This is a genomic window from Anabaena sp. CCY 0017, from assembly GCF_963920885.1.
Taxonomy (GTDB): domain Bacteria; phylum Cyanobacteriota; class Cyanobacteriia; order Cyanobacteriales; family Nostocaceae; genus Nodularia.
This window is the reverse complement of record NZ_CAWUDG010000003.1, coordinates 404,062-422,607: the sequence shown is the minus strand read 5'-3', so window position 1 is coordinate 422,607 and position 18,546 is coordinate 404,062. Positions and strand designations below refer to the sequence as shown.

Here is an 18,546-nt window from a genome sequence, read left to right as displayed (position 1 = left end):
CGATCGCATCTGGTAATATACTGATTTGGTTGTCGCTTAAATACAATGTGGTGAGATTTTGCAGACGGGCGATCGCATCTGGTAATATACTGATTTGGTTGTCGCTTAAATACAATGTGGTGAGGTATTTGTGACATATTTGTGCCTTGCAGATAAAAAATGCTGCGCCTGTCAGCAACCACATTGTTACAAGCTATTTACACCAGCATTAACAGGTTTTACGTAATTCTAAGCTCAAATATAACGCTTTTTGCTAGAATGCAGCAGTTTGTTACCCCACAGACAGCACTATAAAACATCCCTCTCCTTACCAAGGAGAGGGACAGGTTTTGCACCGCAAAACCAGGGTGAGGTTCCGTATTCTATCTACATTCCAAAGACTCGCGAGTATCCACACCAGTTTGAGAATTCACCCCACTAGCCTGAGTGCAGAGTTTTTTAATCTGCGGTCCATCTAAAATCGCATTGGTAAAATCAGCCCCCGTGATGTCAACATTATCAAAAACCGAACGTAACATCATGGCGTTAGTAAATACCGCATCAGTTAAATCTGCACCCTTAAACAGTGTCAAATAGGCGATACCATTACTGAAATCGACACCATGCAGATTTACTCCTTCCAACAGAGAACCGTTAAACACGCCGCCACGGAAATCAGCATTGCTAAAATTAGTATTCTCTAAAGCCACATTGGTAAACTCAGATCCCACCAAATCTTGACCAGAGTAATCCTTCACCTCACCTTCCTCACTCATATAACTGTTAACGCTAGAAGAACTAGCAGCTTGCGCCGAGTGGGGAAACAAAAACAGAACCATAGCTAAAACACAGCTAGCCAGTAGTTGCCTATACTTCATAATCTTTTATTAACAAAACTCAACAATTGCACTATTCACTAGTGAACGTCTAAATATACCAGCCTGTCAAACTATCAACCATCTCTTAGGATATATAGATATTGACCATATTGACGTGCGATCGCAAAAATACCTGTGGCTAATCAACAAGACATCACCCAAGCCCTAGCGCAAACCCCCCTATATCAAAGGAGTGCAGAACTCAAAGCCCGCTTTACCAGCTTTGGCGGTTGGGAAATGCCTGTACAATTTGCAGGTATTAGCAAGGAACACGAAGCCGTGAGAAACGCTGCTGGGATGTTCGATATTTCCCACATGGGCAAATTTACCCTTCAAGGTAAACACCTCATTGACCAACTTCAGCGTTTAGTCCCTTCAGACTTGAATCGATTGCAACCAGGTCAAGCGCAATACACCGTATTGCTAAATCCCCAAGGGGGAATTATTGACGACATCATTGTTTATTATCAGGGTGAAAATGCCACTGGTGTACAACAGGTAGCAATTGTTGTCAATGCCTCAACCACTGCTAAAGATAAAGCATGGTTATTGCAACAGCTTGATTTAAATCAGGTGGAATTTCAAGACCTGTCGCCAGAAAAAGTTTTAATTGCTGTCCAAGGGCCAAAGGCAGTTAAATATCTCCAGCCCTTAGTAGAATCAGACTTGCAACCAATCAAAGCCTTTGGACACCTCCAAGCGACAATACTGGGTAAACCTGCCTTCATAGCCCGCACAGGTTACACTGGCGAAGATGGTTTTGAGGTAATGCTAGATCCAGATGTGGGAGTAGAATTGTGGGAAAAACTCCATAAAGCTGGCGTTACCCCCTGCGGACTAGGTGCTAGAGATACCCTGCGACTAGAAGCAGCAATGGCGCTTTATGGACAAGATATCGACGACACCACCACACCCCTAGAAGCAGGTTTGAGTTGGCTAGTTCACCTCGACACCAAAGGGGATTTTATCGGTCGGGAAGTTTTAGCACAGCAAAAAGCCGATGGAGTGCAGAAGCGATTAATCGGTTTACAAATGTCAGGGCGTAATATTGCCCGTCATGGCTACCCAATTGTATCAGCAGGTGAAGTCGTGGGAGAGATTAGCAGTGGCACATTATCGCCTACATTGGGTTATCCCATAGCCTTAGCCTACGTTCCCACGACCCTTGCAAAGGTGGGTGAACAGCTAGAGGTAGAAATTCGGGGCAGAACTTACCCAGGCGTTGTAGTAAAACGTCCCTTTTATCGCGCCAAAAATCGTGTCACTAGCTGATAATGTGTGTTGAGTTACTCAATCTCAACTATGGTTAATTACCAGCCATAATTTAGATGACTTGGGGGCGCTAACTATTTTGATATCGAAGGAAAACTGATATGTCTTTTGAATATCCGCAGGATTTTAGATACCTGGATACTCATGAATACGTGCGGCTAGATGGTGAAATTGGCACTATTGGCATTACGGAATTTGCAGTAGACCAAATGGGTGATGTCGTATTTTTGGAGTTACCTGACATTGGGGAACTTGTTACGAAGGGAGAAACTTTTGGCACTATTGAATCTGTGAAAGCTGTGGAAGACCTGAATTCACCAGTTACCGGCACAGTCATAGAACGCAATGAAGCTTTAATTGAATCGCCTGAAGAAGTAGCAGAAGACCCCTATGGGGAAGCCTGGTTCTTAAAAGTACGTGTCAATGATGCGGATGAAGTGCTTGATGCTTTGACAGCCGATGAGTACCGCGCCCTGGTAGAAGGCGAATAAGAGTACTGAGTGAAAAGTCAGAAGTGATTTTGACTTTTCACAGACGTAGGTTGGGTTAAGCGCAGCGCAACCCAACGCTGTCAATAATAATGATGTTGGGTTTCCTTACGTCAACCCAACCTACAATTTTTGGCTGAGAAAATTTGGTTCAGTTATTTAAACGTTCGCGTAGCCCATACCGCCAAGTACGCCCGCGCGCAGCGATGCCCGCAAGGGCTGTAGTACGCCAAGTCAAGAAAGAGAGGGCAGAAATACTTTGCAAATTGGTTAAACAATTTTGTTCAAAAATCAGCCATGAAATTTAGATGAATTAATCACGGACTCCCACTTATTAGGAGTATTTGTTGCAAAATATTAAATAGTTACGTTTGGAGTTCAACTTGTGGTAAATTCCCCACCTCTTCCGAAATCAAGCCATTCACCAATCAGTCAAAGGAGTCAAAAGTCAAGTGGTTTCGCACAGCGACACATTGGCCCTAACTCTGATGACATCCAGCAAATGCTTGAGGTTTTGGGTTTACAAAATCTGGACTCACTCATTGACAAAACCGTACCACAGGGTATTCGGCTGAACAAAACCCTGAAGTTACCAGCAGCACAAAGTGAGTATGCAGCCCTGGCAAAGTTAAAAAAAATTGCTGCTAAAAATCAAGTGTGTCGTTCATATATCGGTACGGGATATTATGACTGTATCACCCCCCCGGTCATTCAACGCAATATTCTGGAAAATCCTGGTTGGTATACAGCCTATACTCCCTATCAGCCAGAAATTGCCCAAGGGCGACTGGAAGCGCTGCTAAATTTCCAGACGATGATTATCGACCTGACAGGGTTGGAAATTGCCAATGCTTCCTTACTGGATGAAGCGACAGCCGCCGCAGAAGCCATGAGTCTCAGTTATGGTGTTTGCAAAAATCATGCCAATGCTTATTTTGTCTCTGATAATTGTCATCCCCAAACTATCGATGTGTTGCAAACCAGGGCGAAACCCTTGGGGATTAAGATTATTATCGGTGATCATCAGACTTATGATTTTGCTGAACCGATTTTTGGGGCAGTTCTGCAATATCCCGCCAGTGATGGCACGATTTACGACTACCGCGCTTTTATTGAAAAAGCCCATGCTGAGGGTGCATTGGTGACGGTAGCAGCAGATCCTTTAAGTTTAACTTTACTGACACCACCAGGTGAATTTGGGGCTGATATTGCTGTGGGCAGTACCCAACGCTTTGGTATTCCGTTGGGATTTGGGGGACCTCATGCGGCATACTTCGCGACGAAAGAACAGTATAAACGGCAGGTTCCAGGGCGAATTGTGGGAGTATCAAAAGATGCTCATGGTAAGCCGGCTTTACGTCTAGCTTTGCAAACCCGTGAACAGCACATCCGCCGGGATAAAGCAACTAGCAATATTTGTACTGCACAGGTATTATTGGCAGTAATGGCGAGTATGTACGCTGTATATCATGGTTCAGATGGTATCAGAAATATTGCTGAAAATATTCACCAATTAACTGTAACTTTGGCCGCAGGATTGAAACGGCTGGGTTACAGCATTAGTTCTGAACATTTCTTTGATACGCTGCGAGTGGATTTAGGTACACACTCTGTCAAAGGTATCCTGGAAGCTTGTCAAGGGCGAAATATTAATCTGCGGATTTTTGATGCTACATCTGTGGGTATTTCCTTAGATGAAACCACCACATCAGAAGATGTAATTGACCTCTGGCAGATTTTCGCAGGTACAGACAATCTTCCCTTTACTATAGAAGAATTAATTTCTTCTGCATCTTCTCACGTACCCTTACCTCGTACCAGTACCTATCTGACTCATCCGGTTTTCAACCGCTATCACTCAGAAACTGAGTTGTTGCGTTATTTGCATCAGCTAGAAACCAAGGATTTATCTTTAACTACATCGATGATTCCTTTGGGTTCCTGCACAATGAAGTTGAATGCAACGGCGGAGATGATTCCGGTTTCATGGGAGGAATTTGGCAAGATTCATCCTTTTGCGCCCCCATCCCAAACACGGGGTTATCAAATTCTGTTCCAGCAACTTGAGGCTTGGTTGGCTGAAATTACGGGATTTGCGGGAGTTTCTCTACAACCTAATGCTGGTTCTCAAGGGGAGTATACCGGACTGTTAGTGATTCATCAATATCACGAAACTCGTGGGGAAGGACATCGGAATATTTGTTTAATTCCCTCTTCAGCACATGGAACTAATCCGGCTAGTGCGGTCATGTGTGGGATGAAGGTGGTTGCAGTTGCTTGTGATGCCGATGGTAATATTGACCTGGATGATTTAAAAGCGAAGGCGGAAAAACACAGTCAGCAACTGGCGGCTTTAATGGTGACTTATCCTTCAACTCACGGTGTGTTTGAGGAAGGAATTCAGGAAATCTGCGATGTTGTGCATGGTCACGGTGGACAAGTTTATATGGATGGGGCGAATATGAATGCCCAAGTGGGTATTTGTCGTCCTGGAGATATTGGTGCTGATGTCTGTCATTTAAATCTGCACAAGACCTTTTGTATTCCTCATGGTGGCGGTGGCCCTGGTATGGGACCTATTGGTGTGGCTGACCATCTTGTACCTTTCCTTCCTGGACATCCTATTGTACCTACAACTGGGGATTCTCAGATTGGGGCAGTGGCAGCTGCGCCTTGGGGTAGTGCTAGTATTTTAGTGATTTCCTGGATGTACATTGCCATGATGGGGGCTGAGGGTTTGACTCATGCAACTAAGGTGGCAATTCTCAATGCTAATTACATCGCCCACAGACTCAGTGATTACTATCCGGTGCTGTATAAAGGGAAAAATGATTTAGTTGCCCATGAGTGTATTTTAGATTTAAGGTTACTCAAAAAATCTGCGAGTATCGAAATCGATGATATTGCCAAGCGGCTGATAGATTATGGTTTCCATGCACCCACTGTCTCTTGGCCTGTGGCGGGTACGATTATGGTGGAACCTACAGAAAGCGAATCGAAGGAAGAAATAGACCGTTTCTGTGATGCTTTGATTGCTATTCGTGGGGAAATCTCGGCAATTGAATCTGGGAAGATGGATATTCAAGATAATCTTTTGAAGAATGCACCCCATACTGCCGAAAGTTTGATTGCGGGAGAATGGAATCATGGCTATTCTCGTGAACAAGCTGCTTACCCTGCGCCTTGGACGCGTGAATATAAGTTCTGGCCGAATGTGGGCAGAATTGATGCGGCTTTTGGCGATCGCAATTTTGTTTGTTCTTGTCTGCCAATGGATGCTTATCAGTAATTTAGGACTGATTTAAGAACCTCACCCCCAACCCCTCTCCTTACCAAGGAGAGGGGAGTTTTTTTGCTCTAACCGCAGAGACGCAGAGGACGCAGAGGAATAGCTACATTTTTTGGATTTGTTCTAGTTCTGTTTTTATGGGTAGGGGTTGATAGCCTAATGCAAAGGCTTTGGCACTATCTAAGGAAACGTCTTTTGGTCTGGGTGCTGCCATTTTTACGTCTTGCTGTCGGCAACTTTTGAGTCCGGTTTCTGGGAGTTGCAAGACTTTTACTAGTAGCTTTCCAAAATCATAGCGCGAAATTCGCTCTTTTCCCCCCAGGTGAATGTATCCGTTGATTTTTTCTAATGCTAATAAAATGCCTTTGGCGGCTGTGATTCCACTGGCTGGGGTGCGAAATTCATCTCTGAATAATTTTAATTCTTTGCCCTCTTTTAAGGTTTGGATAAATGGTTGGATAAAGCTTTTGGCTGTGGGTGTTTCTCTGCCAAACATTAAGGGCATTCGACAGATTGCTGTCATGGGATATCGTTCTAACATTCCTGTTTCTGCCATGACTTTTTGTTCGCCGTAAGTATTGACAGGAGAGACAGAATCTGTTTCTTTATAAGGTGCTTTTAAACCATCAAAAACTAGGTCTGTTGATGTGAAGGCGCAAGGTATGGCATAGTCTGCACAAAGTCCGGCAATATTACACGATGCGGTGACATTAATTGTTTGGGATTCTTGGGGATGGATTTGACAATAGTTCGGTTGAGATCGCGCGGCAGCATGAATTACTGCATTGGGTTTAATATCATTGAAGAGGCGCTTTAAGTCTGAAAAATCTGTTAAGTCAACTGGCAGTATTTTGATTCCTGGCAATTCTAGGGAATGGGTGCAATAAGTACCATAAACTTCCCATTCTTGTTTTGCTAGTTGGCAAAGATGCCACCCTAAAAAACCACTGGCTCCGGTGATTAATATTTTCTTCTTTGGCGGAGTATGATACACTATTTAATTATTATTGAATAATTTTTTGAAACTGCTGATTGTTACGAACTTTGTCAAAGTCTGGGTCAGTTTTTGCTAACTCTTCATACTTCCCAGGAATCAGTTCTATGGCTTTTTGCAGATTCTCAATTGCTAAATCAATATTTTCTTGTAAGGCATAAGTACAAGCTTTATTGTAATAGGCCTGATGTTTGTTGGGCTGAATAGCGATCGCCTGATTATAAGATACTAATGCTTCTGGGTATTTTTGCATTTTTGTCAAGACAATCCCTCTGTTAATCCAGGCTTCATGTTTGTTTGGCTGGAGGGCGATCGCTCGATCATAAGATTCTAGTGCTTCTAAGTGTTTATTCAATGCTGTTAAAGCATTCCCCCGATTATACCAAGCTTCATCTTTATCGGGTTGCAGTGCGATCGCCTGATCGTAAGATGCTAATGCTTTTTCGTATTGCTGCAATGATATCAGCGCATTGCCACGATTTATCCAAGTGTCAGGATTCTTCGGTTGGACAGCTATCGCTTTATTATATACTTGAAGAGCATCTTGGTAGCGTTGCGTATCTAGTAAACTATTGCCTTGATCAAATAAATTTTGCGCTTTTTGGGTAGCCTTAGCTTCCGTGAGTAGCTGGGCAACATTAATCTCCTGTACTACTTGCGTAGCATATTTTGTTGATGATCCTGTCCCATCACCACAGCCAAACGTGAATAAACTAATCACACTAGAGGCAACTAAGCAACGCCAGAAAACCATGCTATACCTACACAATTCATACAACAATGTTCAAATGTCTTGAAGTTTTCTAATATTATCAAAAAAGATTTGATTTTTTAATTAAGTTTTTCTTATATAGCACATTAGCTCTGCTAATCTTGGTGATATTTTTATGATAAGTAAGCTGTAACAATCAGGTTTAAATGGAATATAACTATATGAAAAACCGTCAAAATATTGTGATAAATATGAGATTTACTGGTACTTTTGCCTTGTAGAGACGCGATGAATCGCGTCTGAAATATTGATATTCATCGCGTATATATATCAGCGATAGCTTGTGTGGCATAGCCATAGAATTAATCATGACTGAATCTACACCCCCCGCACCAAATCCAGAACCTTTACCCAACGACGATTTTGACAGAGGTACAGATGAAAATCACTTAACCCCAGAAGCACTAGCGGCACAAGAATCATTAGCGAAAATTGCCTCTTTGCAATCTCCGCAAAATAGAGATGCTTTACAACAAGCCCATTCCCACAACAAGCAATACACTATTAGTAAATTCACAGTCAAGCCCAGGGCATTACTATTGACTCTAGTCGCGATCGCCATCACTTTTTTCGGACTGGTAGTCAATAACTGGATTATCGGCATCTTGGGAACAGTGATTACTTTAATCTTATCTCTGACAATGTTATTACCTTGGTGGCAATATGTGCTGCAAAAATGGTTTTCGTCCCAAGATAGAACCCTATTTGTCGCCTTTATTGGGCTTGTAGTCGGGATAATCGGCTTATTCAAATTTACTGGTTTAGGCGATCGCGTGCTGATTTGGGGAAAGCAAATTAGCTGGGAAGCTTCGGGTAGTTTAGCCGAATGGTTTGGGGCTTTAGGGCAAATTCTGATTGCGATTATTGCCGTTTATGTCGCATGGCGACAATATGTGATTTCCAAAGACTTGACAATTCAGCAAAACTTGCTGACAGTGCAGCAAAATATTATTACCCAGCAGCAAACCATAGATTCCTATTTTCAAGGTGTCTCAGATTTAGTATTAGATGAAGAAGGATTATTAGAAGATTGGCCCCAAGAAAGAGCGATCGCCGAAGGACGGACTGCGGCTATATTTAGTAGTGTAGATGGCAGTGGTAAAGCGAAAATTATCCGTTTTCTTTCCCGTTCCAAATTGCTCACACCTCTAAAACGCGATCGCCGCCTAGGAAGAGCCATTCTCGACGGTATCGGGGGTTACGAAGAAGACCGCCTAGATGGTGTACGCGTCATCGACTTAGGCGTGATGTTAGCCGCAGCAGACCTTTCTGGGAACGATTTACGTTGGACTGACCTAAGTGAAGCTAATCTGGTGCGCGGTAATCTCAGCAATTGTGATTTAGTCAAAGCTAATCTTGCCCGAACTATCTTATACGGTGCTAATCTCAGTGGTGCTGATTTGAATGGAACTCGTTTCTTCTATGGTTCACTAAAAACAGTATCACCCCGCAGTCGCAATGAGCCACCAAACTACGAAACTGGTGAACACACTGGGGCTGTGGTGGAAAATGCCGATTTTACCAATGTCCAGCGTCTACCTGAAATGACTCGTCATTACTGTTGTACTTGGGGTGGGGAAAAAACTAGAGCCACTATCCCCGGTGGTTGTGAAGGTATTGAGAATAAATTGGGCAGATGATCTCTGGAGGATGTTGAATTCACGTTAACTCAAAGCTGCTTGTAGTTGCTGTTCTAAAGAAACTAAGTCTACCCCCAGATTTTGCAAAACCTTAATTGCTACTCCTTGTCCTATACTTCTTGCACCTTCGCGGAGAATACCCAACAGCAGATGCTCTGTACCAATGTAGTTGTGACTAAGTTTTTGAGATTCTGCAACCGATAGTTCTAACACTTGCTTGGCTCTGGGAGTAAAGGGAATATCTACAGGTGTCAGTTTGTTACCTCTACCAATAATTTTTTCTACCTCTATCAGAGCATTTTCTAAGTTTACTCCCATAGAGTTGAGAATCTGGGCAGCACTACTACCTTCACTGACTAATCCCAACAAAATTTGCTCTGTGCCAACATATTGATGTTCTAAGCGGCGGGATTCACTTTGAGCTGTACTAATAACGGCGATCGCTTGGGCGTTGAATCTCTCAAACCCTTTGAGATAGAACTTCTCAGACATTAACCCAAAAAGTCTTTCAAAAATAGATGCAAAAAAATTTTCAATCATAAACCCTTCCTGTATGAATGTATTATCAAATGATTCCGGGATGCGATCGCTCTTGGTTTTGCCTGTAGTCAAAAATGACAACAAATCCTCCATTGTCTGGGCATTCGCTGAATACCACAGAAATTGTTTATCTTTTTGGCAAGTCACTAATCCCTCATTTCGCAACTTTTCTAAATGGTGTGATAGCGTTGAGTTCGGGATTTTCAGCTTTTCCTGAATCTCTCCTACTGTCATCCCCTCTGGGTAAGTTGCAAACAGCAATCGCATAATTTCTAATCGAGATTCTGACCCCAGTGCGGCAAAAATGTCTGCATACTGCGCCGTGTCTTTTTGATTTATCTTTTTCATGTTTCTAGAATAATCGAAATAAAAGCTAAATGTCAAACATATAGCAAAAATAAAAAATAGCGGCAGGTAGTGCTAACCAGTCTGGAGGAATCAATTTAGACCCTTGGGAAAAAAATTGTTCCTCCTCTAAAAACTTAATTAGCTGAATGTGCAGATTCTTTAATTAGCTAGGGTCAATATTTCTACACCATCTTCTGTTACAGCTAAAGTATGTTCACATTGCGCTGACAGTTGGCGATCGCGAGTTACAGCCGTCCAACCATCATCGAGAACCTCAACTTCCCAAGTCCCGATATTAATCATCGGCTCGATAGTGAACACCATTCCTGGTCTGAGACGTTTACCTTTGCCCCGTGTACCATAATGGGGAATATCGGGCGCAGTGTGGAAAATATTGCTGATACCGTGTCCTACAAAGTCACGCACTACAGAAAAGCCTTGTGCTTCGGCATATTCTTGAATGGCTGCACCAATATCACCAATTTTTGCTCCAGGCTTGACTTCCGCAATACCCAATCGGCGACATTCTTCGGTGACTTCCACTAGCTTCTGTGCTTTTGGGGAAGGAGTCCCAACTAAAAATGTCTTGGATGTATCGCCGTGGTAGCCATCAACAATCAATGTGACATCGATATTGATAATGTCACCATCCTTAAGAATTTGTCTGGCGTTAGGAATACCATGACAAACTACCTCATTTACACTGGTACAAATTGATTTGGGGTAGCCTTTATAACCTAGAGGTGCGCTTTTGGCTCCGTGAGCTTGTGTCCAACGTTCAGCTTCATCATTAAGTTGGAGAGTTGTCACTCCTGGCTTTACCATTGGTTCCAGGTGCTGTAAAAGTTGCCCCGCCAAGCGTCCTGCTTGACGCATTTTGTCGAGTTCTCGTGTAGATAAAATGACAATTGGTTCGGTTTTCATAAACTTTCGTCGGCAGAATCGCTCATAAATATAGTTAAACCTGTTTGTGCAGCTCTGTGGGCAGCATCAGCAACCTTGAGGACATATAAACTCTCCTCTGGGGTGACGTACAAAGGAGTGCCATCAAAAAGATGATCTAACACCATTGTTGTATCTTTAGCAAATAAACCCCGACGAGTACCAACCTCTATTGGTGTTGTTTTCCCAGACTCAATCAAAACTCCGGTGTTGCTATCAAAAATTAAACCGCCCTTTTCGCCATGTACTTCAAATTTACGTTCTGGTTGCCACAGGGTTTCGCCTTTGCCATAAACTACTTGTGCTAACAGTCCATTCTCAAAGCACAGTTGACTGATGCAGAAACAAGTTTGATAGTAATCCGATTCTGTTTCCCAATATCGCTGATGACAGTTAACTGCAAGGACTTTCCCAAATAAATTTGTGAGCCGATGTAATCTTGACAGCGCCCCAATTAAAGGAAAACCAAAAAGTTGATGATTATAAGTCCACTTCCGGGGGGCTGGATGCTGAGGATTGATGGTGCTGTAACGAACATAAAAAATATCACCGATTTTTTTGATGTTCTGCTGCAAGGCTTGATGCAAACCACCTAAAAGTTCGATGTGTTCAACGTGTAATAGTTTATTTTGGGCTTTGGCTAAGGCAATTAATTCCTCAGCTTCTGTGACATCTACTGACAAGGGATATTCGACAATGACGTGTTTACCTTGTAAAAGTGCTGCACGAGCGATCGCCCCATGATCGCGGTTAATTGTGGAAATCACCACCAAGTCAATATCTTCGCGTTCTACGACTTTTTCCCAAGAAGTTAACGCTTCTGTCTGGAATTCTTGAGCAAAGGCGGCTGTATTTTCTGGCTGATGACCTGCGATCGCTACTAAGTTTGTGCGCTGATCACCTAGCAAAGCCTCCGCCCGTAGTTTTGCTGCATATCCAGTCCCAATCAAGCCTACACGCACTTTTGCTGTTTCCAAAGCTGCTTCTGAATTATACATGATCCTGACCAGTTCAGTTTTTGACATTCCACGCTTAGAATAGGCGAAATTCTCGGTTTATACTCAAGGCTGTGTATATATAAAAAAAACTTATAATTATCTAGCAACTCAACTTCATTACTAATCGGGGTCGATTTCCAGTTAAAACCTGTAATTTTTCTCGTAGTATCAGAAGTGAAGCAATTGGAAAGTAACGGCTAATCTCATAAGGACAGCCCTATGCTTTGCTTCAGAATAACTTATACTGCCGTTTGAACACGAGAGGATTACTTAATGGCTACTTTCAAAGTCACTTTAATTAACGAAGCTGAAGGCTTAAACCAAGTAATAGATTGTGACGACGATACCTATATTCTTGATGCTGCTGAAGAAGCTGGTCTTGACTTGCCCTTCTCTTGCCGTGCTGGTGCTTGCTCAACCTGTGCCGGTAAAATCAAGGCTGGTAGTGTTGACCAATCTGACCAATCATTCTTAGACGACGACCAGATTGAAGGCGGATATGTCTTAACCTGTGTTGCTTACCCAACTTCTGACTGTACAATCGAAACTCACAAAGAAGAAGAACTCTACTAAGAGTTCACTATCTGAATCAAAAATCTCTTTCTGGCAAGAGTTAATACTGATGTAGCAGGGGTGTAAAGGCTTGCCCCCCTGCGTGAGTGATCAAAACCGGGTTTTTGTCCCTGGAAAGACCAATTTTTCCTCGTGCGAACTTGCAAAAACCCGGTTTCTACAGTGCTGAGTAGGTAGGGGCGGGTTTAAGTAGTCAGTTTGTGGTTAGTCAAAATCCTTAGTAAACCCGCCCGGACACTGAGTTCTGAGTGCTTTGCAGAAATCAATTAAACTTGATATCGTTATTCAAACTTTTAAGGTGAGTATCGGGATAATAAAATTGCAGAATTTGGGAATTGGACCAACCCAGTTTAGCTAAATTTTGAGCGCCAGTTTGACTTAAGCCAACTCCATGCCCTAATCCACCACCAATAAAAGCATATCCCCACAAATCGGGTGTACCTTTATTTAGGGCTTCTATATAAAACAGCGTACTTCTAGGCGCTGCAAAGGCGCTGCGAATTTCGTCTTTTTCTAGAATAAAAGTGCCAATATCTGTCTTCACTGCCAGTTCCAAAATCCGACCACTCCGGCTGCGCTTGATGACAGACATAGCCTCAACAGTGTTAAATTTGGCATAAGGGCTATTTTTGATTTTCAGAAATCTTTGTAAAAGCTGGTTAATATCAGCAATGGGCGTTTCTCTGTTCCAACGAAAGGTATTCCAAGCACTTTCATTAAATCCTTCACTGCTATTAATAAACTTACGAAAGTTGGTTTCATCGGCTAGACTCTTCTGAGATAAGTCCCAAAAGTTAGTCGCAGCATCTACTACAGGGCGTAAATAAGGACGATCTTCACCATTCCAAACATCGCTAAAATAGGCAGTAACACCACCAGTCGTGGAAGAGTAGAGGGCATCCACTAGCTGATTATTATAAGTTAAAACCATGCCTCTAGTGGCAGCGATCGCTTTGTCGGTACTAGGGGCTGTGCCACTCCAACCGTAATAAACTTGACAGTGAGTGTCAGCACACAACTGATAATTATCAGTCTCAAACCTCCGCAAATTCCTTAAAGCATAAGTCCGGGCGATAATTGCTTGGGCTTCTACTGCTGCGGCTGGTGCAGTTGTGCCAATTTCGTGAGGTACAACCCCCCGTAAATAGCTTTCTAGAGGTACTTCGTTAACTAAAGTATATGTCCTATACGCATTGGGCTGTAAAGTCATTCTTCCGGGATACAAACGATTATTTTCCAGCTTTTCGCCTCTTCTGACCCGAATTAAGTTTTTATCTGTACTAATTGTTAATTCATTGGGGTTGTAACGCTTACCGTTGACTTCCCAACTAACTCGCGCCACTTCTTTCAAAATTTTCGTATCGATATACGCCATCTTCTTTCCAGATGCCTGTACGCCCTGAAATAGCAAGCGCCGCAGCAAGGGAGTATTGTAAATATCCCGTTTAGCCCAAACTTGCCAGTTTCCTGGTTGGGCTATTTCCACTTTGATTCCTTGAGAACGCCAATTTTCGGCACTATCTTCCGCAGTTTCAAAGGTGCGGTATGTACCCAAAACCACTACCTCCGCCAGTTCAGGTTGAGGTAAAGCTTCCATGACCGTTTCTAGTTTGACTGGGTTTTGGGTAACTAAGGTTTTTTGCTGATTATCTGCTGTAAATCTTAGCTGTAAGCGATCGCCTGATGTGGGTTCGAGTTGTAATTTAAGTTGCTCATTTTCGCCAAATCGCTGTACAATTCCAATTCTCAGTTCTACATCCTGATTTTTACCATCAACATCTGAAGCACCTGTCAACCCCAATAAGCAGAATGTTGTCAGTACAGTATAGGAAAAACGCCAGAACGTAGATTTCATAGTCATCATCTGATTCTTACCAATTCAAAAATGCTAACAATTGCTCAGATTTATTTCTGTTTCAGCCTAGAAGTATCAGCACTATGCTAGTCCACAAATTAACAGACGCTTTGATTCACAAAAAAGTTTGAGAATTTATCAGGTGGTTCAAAAATAAGTAAAGAAATTAAATATTCAGCCTTTGAATAGGTGAGAATGTCACAAGCATACCTTTCGCGTCAAAATAATCAAGGTATGCGTCCCACTTTTTGAACTGGCTGAAATCTTTATGACTCCTCACGAAAGTGATGTAAAACCCGTTGCTACCTCATCTAAAGGGTGGAGTAGTTGGCAAGAAAATCTGACTCTGATTGCGATCGCCTTATGTTTGGCTATCCTCATTAGAACATTTATCGCCGAACCTCGTTATATACCCTCAGACTCCATGCTACCAACCTTACACACAGGCGATCGCTTGGTGGTAGAAAAAGTCTCATACCGTTTTCACCCTCCCGCAGCTGGAGATATTATCGTTTTTCAGCCTCCCGCAGAACTACAACGCCGGGGATATCCCTCAGATCAAGCCTTTATTAAGCGCGTCATTGGTCTTCCTGGCAAAATACTCAAAGTAACTAACGGTAAAGTTTACCTGGACGGTGAAGCTTTAGTAGAAGACTACATCGCTGAACCTCCAAATCAGCCATTTCCCGCCGTCCAAATCCCAGAAGATAAATTTTTTGTGATGGGAGATAACCGCAACGATAGCAACGATTCTCGCTACTGGGGGTTTTTACCCAGACCAAATATCATCGGTAGGGCAGCATTTCGCTTTTGGCCTCCTGATCGCATTGGCTTTATATAAAGTCCAATTCTCCCCTTTCCTTAGCAAGGCTGCGGTGTACACACAAATTCTCCCCTCTCCTTGCTAAGGCTGCGGTGTACATCTCCTTGCTTTAGCGTAGCGTCTCCCTTTGGGAGAAAGAGAGGGGTTGGGGGTGAGGTTCTACACTGTTCAAAACCGGAGAAAATACATCAGCTGGGCGATCACCTCCCCCGGTAGATCCAACCGTCGCCCGAAATCGGCTAAGTTCCGGTAATCCCCAGCTGATAGCCGATTTTGGACAACCGCTTCCGCCAGAGACACATCTATAAACGGAATTTTAACTAATTGCTCAATTGTCGCAGTATTGGGGTTAACTAACTGAGTTGGATTATCTAAAGATTCATTGTCATAGTAAATAAAATTGAGTAGAGGCTTTAATGGTTCTAATCGCTGAGTAGGAACAGTTAAAGCCGCAGCCACATCTTCAATACAGTAAAATTTAACACCAGATCGGGAAAGTTCCACAAGCGATCGCGCCTGGTGAATTGACAAACCGGGTAGCCGTAACCAATCATCCACCGTCGCTTGATTAGCATCAATTTGAATACCCAACTTTACCGCTAGCTGAATTTCCTCCCCAGACTGTAATCGATAATAAGGGTCATTCAGGAGTTTGGCACGGAGTTTTTGCAACTTGGGGTTTAAAGGTAGCCAATTCATGTTTTTGCTTAAATCAAGAAATTTGGTCTAGCATCTGACGGCGCTTTTGTTCAAACTCATACTCAGAAATCAGTCCATCTTGACGCAGTGTATCTAACTCCCGCACAGCCTTGGCGATCGCTTCCACCTGATTCCCTGTTTGCGGTGAGTTCTTAACTGCTGACTTACCCAAATTAAAATGACGATCAAAAGCCGCCTCATCTTGCGCTAAGTACCAAACTCCCTCAATAGCGCTAGCTACCTTGGGGATAGGTGTCCAGGAAAGCAACACATACAACACACCCCACAAAGGTTGTCCCAAATAAAACTTATGTAAGCCTGAAATAGTCAGCGTCCCGGATAAAGCTAAAACTGCCGCAATACTGCGACTTTTGCGTTTCGTCAACATATTTTCATTAACCTACCACAACCACAGTTTCTACAATAAAACAGCAACTGCTGCAAAACACCAACTCTTAGTGTTAAATTGATATCTCAAAACTCAGCACTCGGTGTCCGGGCGGGTTTAACCAGTTAGTCTGTAGTTCGTCAAAATCATTAGTAAACCCGCCCCTACTCAGCACTCAGCACTCAGCACTGTGGAAAATACAACGCGAAGACCGCATATCCTTAAACCGCCATCAGACTCATTCCAACTACGACTAGCGCTGCGACAAAGTTCTGCACTAAAACTCCAAGAACCGCCACGTAATAGCCGACGATAAAAGTCACCACCGACTTCCCAAGCGCTACCATCAGCAGGTGCGCCACTATAATTATTATGCCAAGTATCAGCACACCACTCCCACACTAGCCCGTGCATATCATATAATCCGAAAGCGTTAGCGATCGCAAAACTACCGACATCGGTTGTTTCTTTGCGGTATTTGCTTTTCACATCCATCCCATAAGTGTCGCTACTACAATTGACTAAATCAGTAGTTATCATTTCGCCAAAATGAAAAGACGTTGTAGTTCCAGCGCGACAAGCATATTCCCATTCAGATTCGCTGGGTAAACGATATTCACGTCCAGTTTTTTCAGAGAGTCTGGCGCAAAATTCTACAGCTTCGTACCAAGATACATTTTCTACAGGACGATTGGAACCTTTAAATTTCGAGGGATAAGGATTTAACGGTTGTTTGATTTGAGGTAAAGCCGCTACAGCTTTCCATTGAGCTTGAGTTATGGGATATTTACCCATAAAGAATGGTTGAAGAATCACTTTGTGTTGGGGACGTTCGTCAGCATCTCCTTCAAACTCTGGCGAACCCATCATGAAACTACCGCCGGGAATTGACACCATTTCTAGTGTTACGCTTTGGCTCAATTTTTCGGCAAAAAACTTGGCTGTAGGACAATCGCGGTGAACTTCTCTACCGGCTGTATCTACTGTAACTACTTCAAATTTAAATGTTTGCAAGGGAGGTAATGGCGGTATAACTTTCTTTGGTGGTGGTAATTTGATTAATACAGAGGGAATTTCTCTAACTTTTGATTCAAATTCTGTTTTTTGGATAGCTTTTAAATCATTAATTACATCTGTTGCTGATTGATACCTTTCACTAGCTAAATATTTCAATAATTTATTTAAAATGCGACTTAATTCATCACCAATAGTAATACCTTTTTTTTGTAATTCTTCTTGCCATAACCAATTACCATTCATGGCATCATAAAGAGGATCATTAATTTCTCCATAAGTATTTTGTAATGGTAAACATTGCGTTAACAGACGCACGCAAGTTACACCCAAAGCATATAAATCACTCCCATGACAAGGAAATCCCGCCATTTGTTCAGATGGCGCATAACCAATGGTATAAATAACCGTCGCTTGTCTAGCTAAAGTTGTTTGTGTTACCTGTTTTGCACCCCCGAAGTCAATTAATACTGGTTTACCGTCACTGTCACGGCGAATAATGTTTTCTGGTTTGATATCTCGATGAATTACCTTAGCAGCATGAACAAATTGCAACACTGGTAATAAATCAGTTAAAAGTTGATAAATTTGCTCTTCGGTAAAAGCTTGTTTCTGAACTTCTTGTAACAGAGTTTTACCTTCGATAAACTCTTGGACAAGATACAAGCTAGAACCTTGTTCAAAATAAGCCAATAATCTGGGAATTTGAGTGTGATTTTCTCCAAGTTCATATAGTCGAAATGCTTCTTCTCTGAAAAATTCGGCAGCTTTGTTGCGTTGAATTGTTCCTTGAACTTGAGGGAAAAACTGTTTAATCACACAAGGCGCATTCAGTCTATCTGCATCTTCGGTTGCATAAGTTCGGCTAAATCCGCCTTCACCTAAAAGCCTCAATACGCGATAGCGATTTCTGAGAAATTGACCAAAGTTGCTGTGTCCGCAACTCATGCAAAATATATTCCCTTCAGGGTTGAATGGATTCGAGCAATTGGGATTTTGGCAAATTTGCATCATGAGGAGGAAATAGCATCTTATCCAAACTTAGCCCCAATAA

General features: G+C 42.6%; 16 protein-coding genes and 2 pseudogenes. 6 read left to right on the top strand and 12 right to left on the bottom strand.

Going from position 1 to position 18,546, the window contains the following annotated elements:
• Positions 1 to 184 (bottom strand): leucine-rich repeat domain-containing protein (locus tag ACM0OW_RS06330; RefSeq protein WP_414549176.1); only part of this gene is annotated, 184 nt, incomplete at its 3' end.
• 178 nt (positions 185 to 362) lie between these two features.
• Positions 363 to 857 carry a pentapeptide repeat-containing protein gene (locus ACM0OW_RS06325; RefSeq protein ID WP_414549175.1) on the bottom strand — a complete coding sequence of 165 codons (495 nt, stop codon included), beginning with the start codon at positions 855 to 857 and terminating at the stop codon, positions 363 to 365.
• Between the two features lie 135 nt (positions 858 to 992).
• On the opposite strand from ACM0OW_RS06325, the gene gcvT reads away from it, so the two are divergent.
• The 3 genes from gcvT to gcvP all read left to right on the top strand — a co-directional run bounded on the left by gcvT (position 993) and on the right by gcvP (position 5,906).
• Positions 993 to 2,129, top strand: a complete 1,137-nt coding sequence (gcvT, locus tag ACM0OW_RS06320; protein ID WP_414549174.1) for a glycine cleavage system aminomethyltransferase GcvT — start codon at positions 993 to 995, stop codon at positions 2,127 to 2,129.
• A gap of 101 nt (positions 2,130 to 2,230) precedes the next feature.
• Complete coding sequence (gene gcvH, locus ACM0OW_RS06315) at positions 2,231 to 2,620, top strand: glycine cleavage system protein GcvH (protein WP_006196915.1); 390 nt, start codon at positions 2,231 to 2,233, stop codon at positions 2,618 to 2,620.
• A gap of 424 nt (positions 2,621 to 3,044) precedes the next feature.
• On the top strand, positions 3,045 to 5,906 hold the full coding sequence (gene gcvP / locus ACM0OW_RS06310; protein ID WP_414549191.1) for an aminomethyl-transferring glycine dehydrogenase: 2,862 nt from the start codon (positions 3,045 to 3,047) through the stop codon (positions 5,904 to 5,906).
• Positions 5,907 to 6,009: 103 nt separating this feature from the next.
• Here the strand turns inward: gcvP and ACM0OW_RS06305 are convergent, their stop codons facing one another.
• Positions 6,010 to 6,900 (bottom strand): SDR family oxidoreductase, encoded by an 891-nt coding sequence (locus tag ACM0OW_RS06305; RefSeq protein ID WP_414549173.1) that lies wholly within the window; start codon positions 6,898 to 6,900, stop codon positions 6,010 to 6,012.
• Positions 6,901 to 6,910: 10 nt separating this feature from the next.
• The gene (locus tag ACM0OW_RS06300; RefSeq protein ID WP_414549172.1) at positions 6,911 to 7,654 is read right to left on the bottom strand and encodes a tetratricopeptide repeat protein; all 744 of its coding nucleotides are present in this window, start codon (positions 7,652 to 7,654) and stop codon (positions 6,911 to 6,913) included.
• A 326-nt stretch (positions 7,655 to 7,980) separates the two neighbouring features.
• Here ACM0OW_RS06300 and ACM0OW_RS06295 point away from each other — a divergent pair, with 326 nt between their 5' ends.
• Positions 7,981 to 9,312, top strand: a complete 1,332-nt coding sequence (locus ACM0OW_RS06295) for a pentapeptide repeat-containing protein (RefSeq protein ID WP_414549171.1) — start codon at positions 7,981 to 7,983, stop codon at positions 9,310 to 9,312.
• 42 nt (positions 9,313 to 9,354) lie between these two features.
• On the opposite strand, the pseudogene ACM0OW_RS06290 reads toward ACM0OW_RS06295, so the two are convergent.
• The 4 genes and pseudogenes from ACM0OW_RS06290 to ACM0OW_RS06275 all read right to left on the bottom strand — a co-directional run.
• A pseudogene (locus ACM0OW_RS06290) lies at positions 9,355 to 9,804 on the bottom strand (Clp protease N-terminal domain-containing protein); the annotation flags it as partial.
• A 138-nt stretch (positions 9,805 to 9,942) separates the two neighbouring features.
• A pseudogene (locus tag ACM0OW_RS06285) lies at positions 9,943 to 10,200 on the bottom strand (ArsR/SmtB family transcription factor); the annotation flags it as partial.
• Positions 10,201 to 10,359: 159 nt separating this feature from the next.
• Entirely contained in the window at positions 10,360 to 11,124 is a 765-nt protein-coding gene (gene map, locus ACM0OW_RS06280; RefSeq protein ID WP_414549170.1) for a type I methionyl aminopeptidase, read from the bottom strand.
• Positions 11,121 to 12,140, bottom strand: coding sequence for a Gfo/Idh/MocA family protein (locus ACM0OW_RS06275; protein ID WP_414549169.1), 1,020 nt, complete (start codon positions 12,138 to 12,140; stop codon positions 11,121 to 11,123). Before ACM0OW_RS06275 ends, map begins: the two co-directional genes overlap by 4 nt.
• 273 nt (positions 12,141 to 12,413) lie before the next feature.
• On the opposite strand from ACM0OW_RS06275, the gene ACM0OW_RS06270 reads away from it, so the two are divergent.
• Complete coding sequence (locus ACM0OW_RS06270) at positions 12,414 to 12,713, top strand: ferredoxin (protein ID WP_414549168.1); 300 nt, start codon at positions 12,414 to 12,416, stop codon at positions 12,711 to 12,713.
• A gap of 262 nt (positions 12,714 to 12,975) precedes the next feature.
• Here the strand turns inward: ACM0OW_RS06270 and ACM0OW_RS06265 are convergent, their stop codons facing one another.
• Positions 12,976 to 14,568 carry a SpoIID/LytB domain-containing protein gene (locus ACM0OW_RS06265; RefSeq protein WP_414549167.1) on the bottom strand — a complete coding sequence of 531 codons (1,593 nt, stop codon included), beginning with the start codon at positions 14,566 to 14,568 and terminating at the stop codon, positions 12,976 to 12,978.
• A gap of 268 nt (positions 14,569 to 14,836) precedes the next feature.
• On the opposite strand from ACM0OW_RS06265, the gene lepB reads away from it, so the two are divergent.
• Entirely contained in the window at positions 14,837 to 15,409 is a 573-nt protein-coding gene (gene lepB / locus ACM0OW_RS06260; protein WP_414549166.1) for a signal peptidase I, read from the top strand.
• Between the two features lie 150 nt (positions 15,410 to 15,559).
• Here lepB and ACM0OW_RS06255 read toward each other — a convergent pair whose 3' ends face one another.
• The 3 genes from ACM0OW_RS06255 to ACM0OW_RS06245 all read right to left on the bottom strand — a co-directional run bounded on the left by ACM0OW_RS06255 (position 15,560) and on the right by ACM0OW_RS06245 (position 18,503).
• Positions 15,560 to 16,090 carry a helix-hairpin-helix domain-containing protein gene (locus ACM0OW_RS06255; RefSeq protein ID WP_414549165.1) on the bottom strand — a complete coding sequence of 177 codons (531 nt, stop codon included), beginning with the start codon at positions 16,088 to 16,090 and terminating at the stop codon, positions 15,560 to 15,562.
• Positions 16,091 to 16,103: 13 nt separating this feature from the next.
• A complete protein-coding gene (locus ACM0OW_RS06250; protein ID WP_414549164.1) occupies positions 16,104 to 16,478 on the bottom strand; it encodes an NINE protein in 375 nt (124 codons plus the stop codon).
• A gap of 168 nt (positions 16,479 to 16,646) precedes the next feature.
• A complete protein-coding gene (locus ACM0OW_RS06245; protein ID WP_414549190.1) occupies positions 16,647 to 18,503 on the bottom strand; it encodes an SUMF1/EgtB/PvdO family nonheme iron enzyme in 1,857 nt (618 codons plus the stop codon).
• Positions 18,504 to 18,546: the final 43 nt, after the last annotated feature.